Annotated in this window: 15 protein-coding genes and 1 pseudogene; 5 read left to right on the top strand and 11 right to left on the bottom strand. The window is 60.9% G+C overall.

From position 1 onward, the window contains the following. Positions 1-15: 15 nt before the first annotated feature. The 4 genes and pseudogenes from rlmH to ACQRAX_RS11445 form a co-directional block, all read right to left on the bottom strand. Entirely contained in the window at positions 16-483 is a 468-nt protein-coding gene (gene rlmH / locus ACQRAX_RS11460) for a 23S rRNA (pseudouridine(1915)-N(3))-methyltransferase RlmH (RefSeq protein WP_010222895.1), read from the bottom strand. A gap of 9 nt (positions 484-492) precedes the next feature. After that, a pseudogene (rsfS, locus tag ACQRAX_RS11455) lies at positions 493-900 on the bottom strand (ribosome silencing factor); the annotation flags it as partial. 63 nt (positions 901-963) lie between these two features. Then, complete coding sequence (nadD, locus tag ACQRAX_RS11450; RefSeq protein WP_412040327.1) at positions 964-1,620, bottom strand: nicotinate-nucleotide adenylyltransferase; 657 nt, start codon at positions 1,618-1,620, stop codon at positions 964-966. A gap of 31 nt (positions 1,621-1,651) precedes the next feature. Continuing rightward, positions 1,652-2,923: a glutamate-5-semialdehyde dehydrogenase gene (locus tag ACQRAX_RS11445; protein WP_412040217.1), complete on the bottom strand. Its 1,272-nt coding sequence runs from the start codon at positions 2,921-2,923 to the stop codon at positions 1,652-1,654. Positions 2,924-3,122: 199 nt separating this feature from the next. On the opposite strand from ACQRAX_RS11445, the gene ACQRAX_RS11440 reads away from it, so the two are divergent. Both ACQRAX_RS11440 and ACQRAX_RS11435 read left to right on the top strand, forming a co-directional pair. Next, entirely contained in the window at positions 3,123-3,815 is a 693-nt protein-coding gene (locus ACQRAX_RS11440) for a DNA-3-methyladenine glycosylase (RefSeq protein WP_412040216.1), read from the top strand. A 4-nt stretch (positions 3,816-3,819) separates the two neighbouring features. Next, positions 3,820-5,136 (top strand): bifunctional DedA family/phosphatase PAP2 family protein, encoded by a 1,317-nt coding sequence (locus ACQRAX_RS11435; protein WP_412040215.1) that lies wholly within the window; start codon positions 3,820-3,822, stop codon positions 5,134-5,136. 4 nt (positions 5,137-5,140) lie between these two features. Here the strand turns inward: ACQRAX_RS11435 and ACQRAX_RS11430 are convergent, their stop codons facing one another. Genes ACQRAX_RS11430 through ACQRAX_RS11420 form a run of 3 tightly spaced genes read right to left on the bottom strand, consistent with a single transcriptional unit; the run spans position 5,141 to position 6,816 of the window. Further along, entirely contained in the window at positions 5,141-5,731 is a 591-nt protein-coding gene (locus ACQRAX_RS11430) for an LON peptidase substrate-binding domain-containing protein (protein ID WP_412040214.1), read from the bottom strand. Between the two features lie 9 nt (positions 5,732-5,740). Beyond that, positions 5,741-6,451, bottom strand: a complete 711-nt coding sequence (locus tag ACQRAX_RS11425; RefSeq protein WP_412040326.1) for an LrgB family protein — start codon at positions 6,449-6,451, stop codon at positions 5,741-5,743. A 2-nt stretch (positions 6,452-6,453) separates the two neighbouring features. Further along, complete coding sequence (locus ACQRAX_RS11420) at positions 6,454-6,816, bottom strand: CidA/LrgA family protein (protein ID WP_412040213.1); 363 nt, start codon at positions 6,814-6,816, stop codon at positions 6,454-6,456. Between the two features lie 169 nt (positions 6,817-6,985). Here ACQRAX_RS11420 and ACQRAX_RS11415 point away from each other — a divergent pair, with 169 nt between their 5' ends. From ACQRAX_RS11415 to ACQRAX_RS11405, 3 genes are all read left to right on the top strand, one after another. Continuing rightward, on the top strand, positions 6,986-7,441 hold the full coding sequence (locus tag ACQRAX_RS11415) for a MaoC family dehydratase (protein ID WP_412040212.1): 456 nt from the start codon (positions 6,986-6,988) through the stop codon (positions 7,439-7,441). Between the two features lie 88 nt (positions 7,442-7,529). Continuing rightward, the gene (locus tag ACQRAX_RS11410; protein WP_412040211.1) at positions 7,530-9,260 is read left to right on the top strand and encodes a C13 family peptidase; all 1,731 of its coding nucleotides are present in this window, start codon (positions 7,530-7,532) and stop codon (positions 9,258-9,260) included. A gap of 26 nt (positions 9,261-9,286) precedes the next feature. Further along, entirely contained in the window at positions 9,287-9,928 is a 642-nt protein-coding gene (locus ACQRAX_RS11405) for an oxidoreductase (protein ID WP_412040210.1), read from the top strand. Positions 9,929-9,965: 37 nt separating this feature from the next. Here the strand turns inward: ACQRAX_RS11405 and ACQRAX_RS11400 are convergent, their stop codons facing one another. The 4 genes from ACQRAX_RS11400 to ACQRAX_RS11385 all read right to left on the bottom strand — a co-directional run bounded on the left by ACQRAX_RS11400 (position 9,966) and on the right by ACQRAX_RS11385 (position 14,214). Further along, entirely contained in the window at positions 9,966-10,253 is a 288-nt protein-coding gene (locus ACQRAX_RS11400) for a YceK/YidQ family lipoprotein (protein WP_412040209.1), read from the bottom strand. Further along, positions 10,250-10,879: a flavin prenyltransferase UbiX gene (ubiX, locus tag ACQRAX_RS11395; RefSeq protein ID WP_412040208.1), complete on the bottom strand. Its 630-nt coding sequence runs from the start codon at positions 10,877-10,879 to the stop codon at positions 10,250-10,252. The genes ACQRAX_RS11400 and ubiX overlap by 4 nt, the downstream gene beginning before the upstream one ends. Further along, complete coding sequence (gene mpl, locus ACQRAX_RS11390) at positions 10,876-12,225, bottom strand: UDP-N-acetylmuramate:L-alanyl-gamma-D-glutamyl-meso-diaminopimelate ligase (RefSeq protein ID WP_412040207.1); 1,350 nt, start codon at positions 12,223-12,225, stop codon at positions 10,876-10,878. Before mpl ends, ubiX begins: the two co-directional genes overlap by 4 nt. A gap of 66 nt (positions 12,226-12,291) precedes the next feature. Continuing rightward, positions 12,292-14,214 (bottom strand): sigma-54-dependent Fis family transcriptional regulator, encoded by a 1,923-nt coding sequence (locus ACQRAX_RS11385; RefSeq protein WP_412040206.1) that lies wholly within the window; start codon positions 14,212-14,214, stop codon positions 12,292-12,294. Positions 14,215-14,331: the final 117 nt, after the last annotated feature.

The raw sequence follows: 14,331 nt of genomic DNA, 5'->3' as shown, positions 1-14,331 counted from the left end.
GAAAGGCTTACAGGTTCATTTGTGGTAAGGGTGCCCGGACAGCACGGTCCAGGCGCGGTACAGCTGTTCGCCGATCAGTATCCTTACCAACGGGTGCGGCAGGGTCAGCGGCGACAGCGACCAGCGCTGCTCAGCACGCGCGCAGACTTCCGGCGCCAGCCCTTCCGGGCCGCCGACCATGAAGTTCACGGTACGCGAGTCCAACCGCCAGCGGTCCAGCTCGACCGCCAGTTGCTCGGTACTCCAAGGCTTGCCATGGACCTCCAGGGTGACAATCCGTTCCCCTGGCTGCACCTTGGCGAGCATGGCCTCACCCTCCTGACGAATCAGGCGGGCGACATCGGCATTCTTGCCCCGGGTGTTGAGCGGAATTTCCACCAGCTCCAGCGACAGCTCCGAGGGCAGGCGCTTGGCATATTCATGCCAACCGTCTTCGACCCACTTGGGCATGCGCGAGCCGACCGCGATCAGACGCAGACGCACGACGAACCCTTACTGCTGGTCTTTGTTGAGCTTGTCAAAATGCTCGTGCGTATTTTCCGGGCTGTGGTGCTTGCCATCGGCGGCACGGCTTTGCTCAGCGCCCTTCCACAGGCGCTCCAGGTCATAGAACTGGCGGGCCGAGGCGGTCATCATGTGCACGATGACGTCGTCCAGGTCGAGCAGAACCCAGTCGCTGTCGCCCTTGCCTTCTTCACCCAACGGGCGCACGCCCTGGGCTTTGACCATTTCGCGGACCTTCTCCAGCATCGCGCCGATCTGGCGGTTCGAGGTGCCGGTGGCAATGATCATGAAATCGGTGATGCTCTGCTTGTCGCGAACGTCGATGACCAGAATGTCATGGGCCTTGACGTCTTCCAGGGCAGCAACGGCTACCTTGACCAGATCTTCGCCTTTAATCATTTCTTGCTTGCTCATATAAAACTCATTCAACTCAATAGTGTGAGGCGCTTCACAGCACCTTCAGTTCGGCGCACGGTACAGATTGTGCGCATCGATGTAGGCCAGTACTGCGTCCGGCACCAGAAACCGCACCGACTTGCCGCTGGCCAGCAGCTGTCGGATCTGCGTGGCTGACACCGCAAGCGGCGTCTGCCAGACGAATGCAATATGTCCCGCCGGCCCAACCAGGGCCTGCGGATCACTGACTGAGCGTGCGGCCAACAGGTTGCGCAGGGCATCCGGTGGCTCGACGTCGGCATCCGGGCGTTGCAGCACCAGGATGTGACAGTGTTGCAGCAATTCTTCCCAACGGTGCCAACTCGGCAGGCCGCAAAATGCGTCCCAGCCCAGCAGCAGAAACAGTTGCTCCGAAGCGGCCATTTCGGCGCGCATCAGCTCAAGTGTTTCGATGGTATACGACGGTGTTTCACGCGCCAGTTCTCGCGCATCCACCGACAAGGTCGGCACACCCTCAACCGCGCAGCGAACCATTGCCAGCCGGTCTTGCGCCGATACCTGCGGCGTATCGCGGTGCGGCGGGCGGGCATTGGGCATCAGCCGCAGCTCGTCCAGCACCAGTACCTCGGCCACCTCAAGCGCACTGCGCAGGTGACCGATATGTACCGGGTCGAATGTCCCGCCGAGCACGCCGACGCGCCGGGCAGGCGACCTCGTCATGACCTTGGCGAGCGGTTTGCGCTCGGCCAAGTCAGATCGACTCCTGCCCACGCAGTTGACCGTCGCCGATCACCACATACTTTTCACAGGTCAGGCCTTCAAGACCAACCGGACCGCGCGCATGCAGCTTGTCGGTGGAAATACCGATTTCTGCGCCCAGGCCGTACTCGAAGCCATCGGCAAAACAGGTCGGGGTGTTGATCATCACCGAGGACGAATCGACCTCGGCAGTGAACTGACGGGCCTGGCCCTGGTGTTCGGTAACGATAGAATCGGTGTGGTGCGAGCCATAGTGATTGATGTGTTCGATGGCCTGTTCCAGGCCGTCGACGACACGAATCGACAGGATCGCTGCCAGGTATTCGGTGTTCCAGTCTTCTTCGCTTGCCGGCACGGCATCGATAATTTTCCGAGTACGCTCGCAACCACGAAGTTCGACGCCTTTTTCCCGAAATTGGCGGGCCATTTCCGGCAGGAAATCCGCAGCTATCGACTGATCCACCAGCAGGGTTTCCATCGCCCCGCAAATGCCATAACGGTAGGTTTTAGCGTTGAAAGCAATGCGTCGGGCCTTGTCCAGCTCGGCATGTTCAGCAACATAGACGTGACAGATGCCGTCCAGGTGCTTGATCACCGGCACCCGCGCATCACGGCTGATGCGCTCGATCAGGCCCTTGCCGCCACGAGGGACGATGACATCGACATACTCTGGCATGCTGATCAGCGCGCCAACCGCCTCGCGATCAGTGGTTTCCACCACCTGGACCACCGCTGCGGGCAGGCCGGCTTCGGCCAGGCCACGCTGAATGCAGGCGGCAATGGCGCGATTGGAGTGAATGGCCTCGGAGCCACCGCGCAGGATGGTCGCGTTGCCCGACTTCAGGCACAGGCTGGCCGCGTCAATGGTCACGTTCGGCCGCGACTCGTAGATGATCCCGATCACCCCCAGTGGCACACGCATCTTGCCGACCTGAATGCCCGAAGGCCGGTAGCTCATGTCGCGAATTGCCCCGACGGGGTCAGGCAGGCTGGCCACCTGACGCAAGCCGACGATCATGCCGTCGATACGAGCAGGGGTCAGCGCCAGGCGCTCGAGCATGGCCGGTTCCAGGCCATTGGCGCGGCCAGCGGCCAAGTCCAGCTCGTTGGCGGCGGACAACTCGGCGCGGGCGGCGTCCAGCGCATTGGCCGCCGCCTGCAACGCACGGTTCTTCTGTGCGGTACTGGCGCGGGCGATGACGCGGGCGGCCTGACGGGCAGCGCGACCCAGGCGGGTCATGTAGTCAAGAACGGACTCAGTCATGGGCTCAGTGTCTTGGCGAAGGGGAAATCGGCTGATTATAACTGGCACGTCGCCCCGCGCCCAGCGGTGACAGGCGGATGGTCGAAAACAGTCTTAAATTGGCGTTGATCTCTGTAAACCAATGGCTTCAACGCTTGTTCAGCATCGATTAAGAGAGAAATTGCTATCATCCCGATCTGACCCCCGTGAAACTGCCAGCATGCCCGACTCAGCCCCCTGCCCCGACCGGGCCTTGCCCGACAGCTTTTTCGACCGCGACGCCCAGGCGCTGGCCAAATCCCTGCTGGGCAAGATCATCCGTCACCGCCAAGGCCCCTATTGGCTGTCGGCGCGGATCATCGAGACCGAAGCCTATTACGCCAGCGATAAGGGCAGCCACGCCTCACTCGGTTACACGGAAAAGCGCAAGGCGCTGTTTCTTGATGGCGGTCACATCTACATGTATTACGCCCGTGGTGGCGATTCGCTGAACTTCAGCGCTCACGGCCCAGGCAACGCAGTGCTGATCAAATCAGCCTTTCCCTTCGTTGACGCCATCTCCGACGCCAACAGCCTGGCACAAATGCACCTGAACAACCCCGATGCCAGCGGTCAACCGCGTGCTGTCGAACGCCTGTGCGCCGGGCAGACCCTGCTATGCAAAGCACTGGGCCTGAAAGTGCCACACTGGGACGCCAAGCGCTTCGATCCTGAGCAATTGTTCGTCGAGGATTGCCGAATCAATGTGAAACACATTATCCAGACCACCCGTCTAGGCATCCCCACTGGCCGCGACGAACATCTGCCCTACCGTTTTGTCGACGCCGAGTTCGCCCGCTATTGCACGCGGAACCCGCTGCGCCGTGGCCAAGTCGAAGACCGCGACTACTTTTTACTGACACAAGGAAGCTGAGACGATGGGCCAATGGCTCGACAGCCTGACCGGTTGGCTAGGCGCCAACCCACAGTGGCTTGGCATGGCAATTTTTCTGATCGCCTGCGTGGAATGCCTGGCAATTGCCGGGATCATCGTGCCGGGTACCGTGCTGCTATTCGGCGTCGCCGTGCTGGCCGGCAGCGGTGCACTGTCGCTAGGCGAAACCTTAATGCTGGGCTTCTTCGGCGGCCTGCTGGGTGATGCCATCTCCTACACCCTGGGGCGCAAATTTCATCAAAATATCCGGCGTCTGCCGCTGTTGCGTCACCACCCAGAATGGATCGGCGGCGCCGAGACCTATTTCCAGCGCTATGGCATCGCCAGTCTGCTGGTCGGGCGTTTCATCGGCCCGCTACGGCCGATGCTGCCGATGGTCGCCGGCATGTTCGACATGCCCCTGCCACGCTTTATCGCCGTCAGCTTGCTGGCCGGTGCCGGCTGGTCGATCGCTTATCTGCTGCCAGGCTGGGCCACCGGCGCAGCGATGCGCTTACCACTGCCCGAAGGGTTCTGGCTTGATGCTGGAATGATTGCCGCAGGTTTGGCGCTATTGCTCGGTATCAGCATCAACTGCAGCTTGCGTAGCATGCGTGGCGGCACCCGCGTGATTGCCGGTCTCAGTTTGCTGGCCCTGGCCGCGCTGTTTTTGGGCTGGCCGTACTTGCATGAGTTTGACCAGGGCTTGATGACCCTGATCCAGGAGCATCGCAGCAATGTCATCGATGGCAGTGTGGTACTGATCACGCGGATGGGTGATTTTCGCACCCAGTTCTTCCTCGGTGCACTGCTGATCGGCTTGCTATTGCTGGCCCGGCAATGGCGTCCGGCGGTTTTTGCCGGCGCTACCCTGATGGGTACTGCTTTGGCCAATGGCGGCCTGAAGTGGCTGTTCGCCCGCGCCCGCCCGGAAGTGCTGACAGACCCTCTGACCACCTACAGCATGCCCAGCGGCCACAGTTCGGCAGCCTTCGCGTTTTTCCTGACCCTTGCGGTCCTGGCCGGGCGCGGCCAGCCGGTACGCATGCGCCTGACCTGGATTTTGCTCGGTTGCTTGCCCGCGCTGGCGATTGCGCTGTCGAGGGTTTACCTGGGGGTACATTGGCCCACCGACATCCTCGCTGGCGCCATGCTCGCCTGCTGCATCTGCGCCACCAGCCTGACCCTGATCCAGCACCGCCAGCCACTCACTGCCCTGCCCTTGAAAGTCTGGTGGCTGATTCTTCCGGCCTGCGTCGCCCTACTGGCGTTCTTCAGCCTGCACTCACTGCCGCACGCGCTGCTGCGCTACCAGTATTGATAACTCAGGCGAACAGCTCACCTTGCAGCCGCTCAAGCAACGCCTGAATGGCATCCAGGCGTTGCTGCGGGGAATCGATGGCCAGCAGGTCGAGTTTGTCTTCCTCGACAAAGGGCAATAAATACGCCAGTTGGTTGGCCAGCGATTGCTGGCCAAGGACTTCGCCTGGCATGTCCAGCGCGGCCACCATCGGGTGCTCACCCAGGGCCTTGAGCAACGCCAGCAAATCGTCGTCCTGATCACGCAAAGGCGTATCGGGCTGCTCCTGCAGCCACTGCACTTCAGCCAGCAACAGCTGGTCTTTCTGCACGTGGGCCTGGTTCACACGAAAGCGCCGAGTGCCCTCAACACGAATGCCTAACAGGCCGTTGTCCTGCTGCTGGAAATCGCGGATCAGCGCTTCGCAGCCGATCGATGCATAACCCTCGGGGGCCTTGCCGACTTGCTCGCCTTCCAGAATGCAGACCACACCAAAGCCGCCGCCCTGCTTCATGCAGCGGCCGATCATGTCCAGATAGCGCGCCTCGAATATCTGCAAATCAAGGTAGCAGCCTGGAAACAACACGGTATTCAGCGGAAACAGGGGTAACGTCATTACAACTCCTCAAGCAACCAGGCTAACCGCCAACGGCAGGAACACCGCCGTGGCAACCCCCATCAGGCTCATCGCCAGGGCCGCGAAAGCCCCGCACTCATCACTTTCCTGCAGGGCCACCGAAGTACCCACCGCGTGAGCCGTTACACCCAGGGCCATGCCCCGCGCTTCCGGGCTGTGAACGCCAAAGCGTGACAACAAGGCGGGGCCAAAGATCGCGCCAATCACCCCGGTGATCAGTACGAACACAGCCGCCAGCGCCGCCACGCCACCGATCTGCTCAGCCACCAACATGGCAATTGGCGAGGTGACGGACTTAGGCGCCATAGTCATCAGGATCATGTGTTCAGCGCCAAACCACCAGCCCAGCAACAGGCAGGCTCCGGTCGCCACCACCCCTCCGATTACCAGCGTAGTAAAGGTCGGCCAGAACAGCTGGCGAATCCGCCGCAGATTGAGATACAGCGGCACTGCCAAGGCCACGGTTGCCGGCCCCAGCAGGATGCTCATGATCTCGGTACTTTTGCGGTACTCGCTGTAAGTCAGGCCACAAGCGAGCAGTACGCCAATGACCACCAGCATCGACACCAACACCGGTTGGAGGAAAATCCAGCGGGTTTTCTCGTAGGCCGCCAGCACCAGCTGATAGGCACCCAGGGTAATGCCGATACCGAACAACGGATGATGGATAACCGCATCCAGCGCGCCACTCCAATCCAGGCTCATGGCTGCTCCTCGCGCCGGCTCTGGCGGGCAATCAGCTTTTGCATCAGCACCCCGACAAACACCAGCGTGACCAGCGCCGAGATCACCAGGGCGCCGACGATAGCCCAGAAGTCAGCGGCGATATCGGCGGCGTAGACCATCACCCCAACCGCTGGCGGTACCAGCAGCAACGGTAAGTAGCGCAGCAGGCTATTGGCCGCTTCGCTCAAGGGCGCGCCCACTTCACCGCGCACCATGAGAAACACCAGCAGCAGCAAAAGGCCAATGATCGGGCCAGGCAAAACCGGCACAAACAAGTGATTGATCGCCGTCCCAAGCAATTGAAACAGCACCAGCCAGGTCAAACCACGCAACAGCATAACTTTCTCCTTCGGGCCTGGCGGCCATTATAAGCACGCTAACGACCTGCCTATAACCTGATATTCGCCTGCAACATGCCAACTTGACCGCTTTGAGCAGGCGTGGTGATCTTAGGCTTTCGAGCTTGCCGTAGTCATAACAAAACCAAAGACAATCTGGAGAGTCACGATGCCCTTTGTACCTGTTGCAGAGCTTTCGCAGTACGTTGGAAAGGAACTGGGATGTTCCGAATGGCTGACCATCGACCAAGCGCGCATCAACCTGTTTGCCGAAGCCACGGGTGACTTTCAGTTCATCCATGTGGACCCGGTGAAGGCGGCACAAACGCCATTTGGCAGCACTATCGCTCATGGCTTTCTCACCCTGTCGCTGATCCCGAAATTGATGGAAGACATTCTGGTGCTGCCTGAAGGCCTGAAGATGGTGGTCAACTACGGCCTCGACAGCGTGCGCTTCATTCAACCGGTCAAGGTCGACAGCAAGGTCCGCCTCAAGGTTGAGCTGACCGCTGCCACCGAGAAAAAGCCTGGTCAATGGCTGCTGAAGATCACCGCCACCCTGGAAATCGAAGGCCAGGAAAAGCCTGCATACATTGCCGAGCCGCTGACGCTCTGCTTTGTCTGAGCCCAGCCGCGACTGAAACAGCCGCTGTGGCTGTTTCAGTCAGCACATTGTGCGGCATACTCGGGGCATCACCCGTCCGGACCCCGTCATGCGCCTACTTGTTCCTCTTGCTCTGAGCTTGCTGCTCGCCGCCTGTGGCGATGGCGAACCACTGTCCCCACCTGATGCGCGCCTGCCCGATGGCGGCCGCTTCCGGGGCGAGGTGGTCAATGGCCTGCTGCAAGGCGAGGGGCGCATCGACTACCCCAATGGCAGTTGGTACGCCGGCAATTTCCACAATGGCCAGTGGCACGGTCAGGGCGAGTGGCATGGCAGCAATGGCGAAATCTACCGCGGCCAATTCCAGCAGGGCTTGTTTCACGGCCAGGGCACTCTGAAAACCCCGGGCAGCAGCTATACCGGCAGCTTCAAGCTTGGTCGTCGCGAGGGTGAGGGCACCCTCAAAGAAAGCGGCCTGGTGTACCGCGGCCAGTTCAAGGACGACCAATACAATGGCGCCGGACAACTGGAGCTCGACGATGGCAGCCAGTATCAAGGCCTGTTTGCCCGGGGCAAACCCAATGGCGAAGGCATTCGTAGTGACGCCAGCGGCAACCAGTTCAGCGGCCACTTCGTCAACGGCCAGCTCGAAGGCAGCGGCACTTTCAACAGCGCCGAAGGCGACCAGTACATCGGCGCCTTTCACGACAATCGCCTGGAAGGCCGAGGCCGCTACGAAAGCAGCGAAGGTGATGTCTGGATTGGTCAGTTCAAGGACGGCACGCTCAATGGCAAAGGCGAGCTGATTGGCGCCGACGGCAGCCATTACAAGGGCAGCTTCAGCGACTGGCGCTTCTCTGGCACAGGCCGTCTGCAGCTAGCCGATGGCAGCCTCTACGTCGGCGGATTCGACAACGACACCTACCAAGGTCAGGGCCGCCTGACCTTGGCCGATGGCAGCAGCCAGAGTGGCTACTGGGACAAGGGCCAGCGCCTGCGCGACGAAAAAGGCCAACTGCTGCCGGACCCTCTGGAGCAGGCCCTGCTCAATCAAGGGCCGCTGCTCGAGCAGGCCTTAGCCAAGATTCCGGCGTCAACGCCGCCAATAGAGTTGTATAGTCTGGCCTTGGCCGGTGATGGCAATCAAAGCGTGTTCCTGCGTGAAGCCGATTACGTCAGCAGCCTGCTCAAGAGTCGCTTTGGTGCTGTCGGTCAGATCAAGCTGGTCAATCACCGCGACCACCTGCAGGACCGGCCCTTGGCAACCCGCGAGAACCTGACCCGGGCTGCGCGCACCCTGGCCGAACGGAGCGGCCCTGAAGACCTGGTGTTCATCTACCTGACCAGCCACGGCAGCCATGAACACGAACTGGTGCTGGACGTACCGCGCATGCAACTGGCCGATCTACCTGCCGACGCCCTCGCCAGCGCCCTCGCCCCGCTGAAAGAGCGCGACAAGGTTATTGTCATCTCGGCCTGTTATTCAGGCGGTTACATCGATGCGCTGAAAGACAACAAAACCCTGATCATGACCGCCTCACGCGCCGACCGGGTGTCTTTTGGTTGTTCTGAAGAGGCTGATTTCACTTATTTCGGCGATGCTTTGTTCGCCCAGGCGTTGAACCAGACCGATGATCTGCGCCAAGCCTTTGACATCGCCCGCGCCAGAGTAGCCGAGCGCGAAGCGGCGGAAGGTTTCGATGCCTCCGAACCGCAGATCTGGGCGCCAAGCGAAGTGCTGGCGCACTGGCAACGTTTACGTCAACAGCAGGCGCGTAAAGCGCTGCAGAGCAATGTGGGCAACCACGCAGAACATGCAAAAAGTGCCAGCAACCACTAAGCTGACTGTATCAAGGGAGAGACATCATGTACTTGACGCCTCAGCATATCTTGCTTGCCGGAGCCACCGGACTGACCGGTGAACATCTACTTGATCGGTTGCTCAACGAGCCTACCGTGAATCGAGTGCTGGCCCCTACCCGGCGCCCGCTGGCCGAACACCCGCACCTGGAAAACCCGGTGGGTGATCCGGCGGTGTTCCTGCCGCAATTGGCCGGCCGCGTCGATATTGCCTTCTGCTGCCTGGGTACCACCATCAAACAAGCCGGCTCCGAGCCTGCCTTCCGCGCCGTCGACCTGGACATGGTCGTGGCGTTTGGCAAGCGTGCCCGGGAGATGGGTGCGCGCCACCTGCTGGTGGTCAGTGCGTTGGGCGCCGACCGCAGATCGCCGGTTTTCTATAACCGGGTCAAGGGTGAGATGGAAGCAGCACTTAAGGCCCAGGATTGGCCGCAGCTGACCATTGCCCGGCCTTCTTTACTGCTGGGTGACCGGACCGAGCCTCGTCTGGCCGAACGCGTTGCTGGCCCATTGTCGAAGCTGATTCCTGGTAAATACCGCGGAATTGAAGCGTGCCAGCTGGCCCGAGCGCTATGGCGTCTGGCACTGGAGGAGCAAGAAGGGGTTCGCATTGTCGAGTCGGACGAACTACGCAGGTTGGGCAAATAGTCCCACGCTACACGTGATCGGGAATCCGCTCTCACAGTTAAAACCCGCCAGTCGCCTGAAACCCCACCCCCAGTGCGGTCAACACCGACAAGGGCAACAACAAGGTATCAAGCAAGGCGCTACCCGGCAGATCCAGCCCCGGGTAGTTCGGCGCTTCGGCGCCGAAACGGTCCATGGCACAGCAGCCGCCCTGCATCGCGTACAAATCAAGGCGCGTCCCGCTATAGACCAGTGGTGCGCCCGGCTTCGCCGCATCGAGCGTACGCACCGTAGCGCAACCGCTAACCAGCAAACCCAGCAGCGCTACACCCAGCAGTCGCTTCACTCCTCCGCGCCGAAGTGATGCTCACCCCAACGCGGCAGCATGTCCTGGGGAATATCCAACAGGTTGAGAATCCGCGCCACGACAAAGTCGATCAAGTCGTCGATGGTCTGCGGCTGATGGTAGAAGCCAGGTGCCGCCGGCAAGATCACCGCGCCCATGTTCGATAGCTTGAGCATGTTCTCAAGGTGAATAGTCGAAAATGGCGCTTCACGCGGCACCAGGATCAACTGCCGACGCTCTTTGAGGGTGACATCGGCAGCGCGCTCGATCAGGTTGTTGCAGGCACCGGTGGCAATCGCTGACAAGGTGCCCGTGGAGCACGGCACCACCACCATCGCCGCCGGCGCACCAGACCCGGACGCCACTGGCGACATCCAGTCTTCCTTGCCATACACGCGAATCTGCCCGGGGGCAGCGCCGGTGTATTCGGTCAGAAAGGTCTGCATCATCTGCGCTTTGGCCGGAAGCAGCACATCGGTCTCGGTCGACATCACCAATTGCGCCGCCTTGGAGATCAAAAAATGCACCTCGCGGTCTTCGCGCACCAGGCAGTCGAGCAGGCGCAGCCCATACTGCGCCCCCGAAGCCCCGGTCATGGCCAGAGTGATTCGTTCCGGCCCGCTCATTTCAGCGCCTCGGCCAGCTTGCCATGCAGACCGCCAAAACCACCGTTGCTCATGATCACCACCTGAGTGCCGGGCTTGGCCTGGCTCTTGACTCGTTCAATGATAGCTTCAAGGCTGTCGGCGACGATCGACGGCACCTTGCATTCGGCAGCGGTGGCGGCCAGGTCCCAACCCAGGTTCGGCGGTGCGTACCAGATCACCTGATCGGCGTCGTTGACACTCTCTGGCAAACCATCACGGTGAGCGCCCAGCTTCATCGAGTTGGAGCGTGGCTCGATCACGGCGATCAGCGGTGCATCACCGATGCGCTTGCGCAGGCCGTCGAGGGTGGTGGCAATCGCCGTCGGATGGTGAGCAAAGTCGTCATAGATAGTGACGCCCTGTACTTCAGCCACCTTCTCCATGCGCCGCTTGACGCTCTTGAACGCGCTCAATGCAGCAATACCCATGGCCGGTACCACGCCAACATGACGAGCGGCGGCCAGGGTCGCCAGGGCGTTGGCGACGTTGTGCTGACCGGTCAATTCCCAGTCGACCACACCTTGGGTTTCGCCCTCGAAGCTGACTTCGAAGCGCGAGCCGTCGGCACTGAGCAGTTTGACCTGCCACTGCCCGCCTTCGCCGGTGGTTTGCACCGGGGTCCAGCAGCCCATCGAAATCACCCGCTCCAAGGCTTGCTCGGTGGTCGGATGAATCACCAGGCCTTCGCTCGGAATGGTGCGCACCAAATGGTGGAACTGCCGCTCGATTGCCGCTAGATCAGGGAAGATGTCCGCGTGATCAAACTCAAGGTTATTGAGGATCGCGGTGCGTGGGCGGTAGTGAACGAATTTCGAGCGCTTGTCGAAGAAGGCGCTGTCATATTCATCGGCCTCGACCACAAAAAACGGCGTGCCACCCAAACGGGCCGACACCGAGAAGTTCTGCGGTACGCCACCGATCAAGAAGCCCGGGCTCATGCCGGCATGCTCCAAGACCCAGGCCAGCATACTGCTGGTGGTGGTTTTGCCGTGAGTGCCGGCCACTGCCAGCACCCAGCGCCCTTGCAGAACGTGATCCGCCAGCCATTGCGGGCCCGAAACATAAGGCAGGCCCTTGTTGAGCACATACTCAACCGCAGGGTTACCGCGCGACAGCGCGTTGCCGATTACCACCAGGTCCGGCGCCGGGTCCAGTTGGGCGGCATCGTAACCTTGGGTCAGCTCGATACCCTGGGCTTCAAGCTGGGTGCTCATGGGTGGATAGACATTGGCGTCGGAGCCGGTGACCCGATGCCCGAGTTCTTTGGCCAGCACTGCCAGAGAGCCCATGAAAGTGCCGCAAATACCAAGAATATGAATGTGCATTATCGACCTCGCAAAACGTCGAGGCAGGGTAGCCCAGGGCGCAGGAATTCGCATCCTGTGTTTCGCTCAAAGGCTACGAGCAATACCGTGTTTACGAAGTTTTCGATACAAGGTATTGCGACTGACCCCCAACTGCGCGGCGACATGGGTCATATGCCAACGATGTTGCTCCAGACTGCGGAGCAAGGCCGTGCGCTCGGCATCCTCCAACGGCAATTCACTTTTACCCTGTGGTAGCGGAGCAGTGACCACAGCACCATTACGAACGATGGAAGGCAGATCACACGGCTTGATGCAGCCGTCATCACACAGCGCCACCAAGGTGCGCAAGACGTTGCGTAACTGACGCACGTTGCCCGGCCAGGCAAATGCCAGCAGGGCTTCCCGCGCGCCTGGCTCAACACTGATCGCCTGATTTCCTGCTTCCTCAGCGAGGATGAAATCGAGCAACTGGGCTTTATCACTGCGCTCGCGCAGGGCCGGCAATTCGATTTCCAAACCATTGAGGCGGTAATAAAGGTCTTCGCGAAAGCTGCCATCGGCAACCCGCTCGAGCAGATTGCGGTGAGTCGCACTGATGATGCGCACGTTGACCGCCTGCGGCTCGCCGCCGATCGGCACCACCATGCGATCTTCCAGCACCCGCAGCAAGCGGGTTTGCAAGGCCAGGGGCATGTCACCGATCTCGTCCAGCAACAAGGTGCCGCCGTCCGCCTGTTGCAGCTTGCCGCGCATACCCTCCTTGCGTGCTCCGGTGAAGCTGCCACCGCGATAACCGAACAGCTCACTCTCGATCAGGCTTTCCGGAATGGAGGCACAGTTCAACGCAACAAAGGCCCGCTCGCGACGCTCACTGGCCTGATGCACAGCCTTGGCGAAAGCTTCCTTGCCGCTGCCGGTTTCACCATTGATCAACAGCGGTACGTCACGCTCGAACACCCGCACGGCACGCCGAAATTCATGCTGCAACTGGGGATCGAGCAGGCAGATCGCTTCCGCCTTAGCCGCCTTCGTCGCTGGCTGCGAGGCTGCTGGCGAAGGTTGCAGCGCGGCTCGCACCTGGCCACGCACACTGGCGAACAACAAACGTCCATCACGGGTGCGCAGCGGCCAGCTGGTATTGGCCTGAGCCGTGGCACGGCTGAACAGCTCATCCAGAGCGCAATCGAAGAACATCTCCAGCGGCTTGCCCAAGGCGCCGCCACGAATGGTGCCGAGCAAATTCAGCGCACTCTGGTTGACAGCAGAGATCCGCCCTTCGCCATCGAATGCCAACAAGCCTTCACTGAACAGGCCCACCGATTCGGCCTGCAGGTGAAAGCGCAGCAGCCATTGATTCTCGAAATAACGCAGGAAATAACAGCTCTCGATCATCTTCGCCGAGAGGTTGACCAGGGCCATGGTATGGAACTGACTTTGGCGTGAAACATCCGGACGCGCCGAAGAAACATCCAATACCGCCAGCAGTTCGCCATGAGGGTCAAATACCGGGCTCGCCGAGCAGGTCAGGCCGGTGTGCCGGCCGCGGAAATGTTCGTCTTGATGGATGGTCAGCGCCTGGCGCTCGACCAGACAGGTGCCAATACCGTTGGTGCCCTCGCGCGCCTCGCTCCAGTCCGCACCCAGCCACAGCCCGGCGCGTTCGAAGATACGCCGCTCGGTCGGCGCCGTGACGCAATTGAGGATCACCCCGCGGGCATCGGTCAGCAGCACCGCATGCCCGGCGCCGCACAACTGCTGGTGCAGGCTGTTCATTTCGTTGCCGGCAATCTGCAGCACCTGCTGCAGGCGCTCGCGGCTTTCCAACACGCGGCCGTGCTCAAGGACGGTCGGCGCCATGCTCTGCGCCGGGTCCAGATGATAGTCCTCAAGGCAACGCAGCCAGGAGCGAGCAATCGAAGGGTCACTGCCTGGCCCGTGCATCTGTGCCTTGCCCTGAGTGACCGTAAGTACTTGCCGAGCGTGCCGGCTGAAGTGGTTGTTCTGCACTTTTTATTGTTCTCCGCAGACGAGTCAGGCCCAGCATCCTCCACCCGCCCACGCATTGCAATGGCGGCTCGACCACTGAGTCACGGCCTGTGCCATTAACGGTACAAAGTGTCACCC

The organism is Pseudomonas sp. UM16, assembly GCF_050312595.1.
Taxonomy (GTDB): domain Bacteria; phylum Pseudomonadota; class Gammaproteobacteria; order Pseudomonadales; family Pseudomonadaceae; genus Aquipseudomonas.
Note: the sequence above shows the minus strand (reverse complement) of the source record. Positions and strands in the feature narration are given on the sequence as shown.

Coding starts and splice junctions, on each gene's coding strand:
- ACQRAX_RS11410 (WP_412040211.1), top strand. CDS start 7,530: ATGCGCCTACTTGTTCCTCTTGCTCTGAGCTTGCTGCTCGCCGCCTGT.
- ACQRAX_RS11405 (WP_412040210.1), top strand. CDS start 9,287: ATGTACTTGACGCCTCAGCATATCTTGCTTGCCGGAGCCACCGGACTG.
- ACQRAX_RS11415 (WP_412040212.1), top strand. CDS start 6,986: ATGCCCTTTGTACCTGTTGCAGAGCTTTCGCAGTACGTTGGAAAGGAA.
- ACQRAX_RS11445 (WP_412040217.1), bottom strand. CDS start 2,923: ATGACTGAGTCCGTTCTTGACTACATGACCCGCCTGGGTCGCGCTGCC.
- nadD (WP_412040327.1), bottom strand. CDS start 1,620: ATGACGAGGTCGCCTGCCCGGCGCGTCGGCGTGCTCGGCGGGACATTC.
- ubiX (WP_412040208.1), bottom strand. CDS start 10,879: ATGAGCGGGCCGGAACGAATCACTCTGGCCATGACCGGGGCTTCGGGG.
- ACQRAX_RS11440 (WP_412040216.1), top strand. CDS start 3,123: ATGCCCGACTCAGCCCCCTGCCCCGACCGGGCCTTGCCCGACAGCTTT.
- mpl (WP_412040207.1), bottom strand. CDS start 12,225: ATGCACATTCATATTCTTGGTATTTGCGGCACTTTCATGGGCTCTCTG.
- ACQRAX_RS11430 (WP_412040214.1), bottom strand. CDS start 5,731: ATGACGTTACCCCTGTTTCCGCTGAATACCGTGTTGTTTCCAGGCTGC.
- ACQRAX_RS11420 (WP_412040213.1), bottom strand. CDS start 6,816: ATGCTGTTGCGTGGTTTGACCTGGCTGGTGCTGTTTCAATTGCTTGGG.
- ACQRAX_RS11435 (WP_412040215.1), top strand. CDS start 3,820: ATGGGCCAATGGCTCGACAGCCTGACCGGTTGGCTAGGCGCCAACCCA.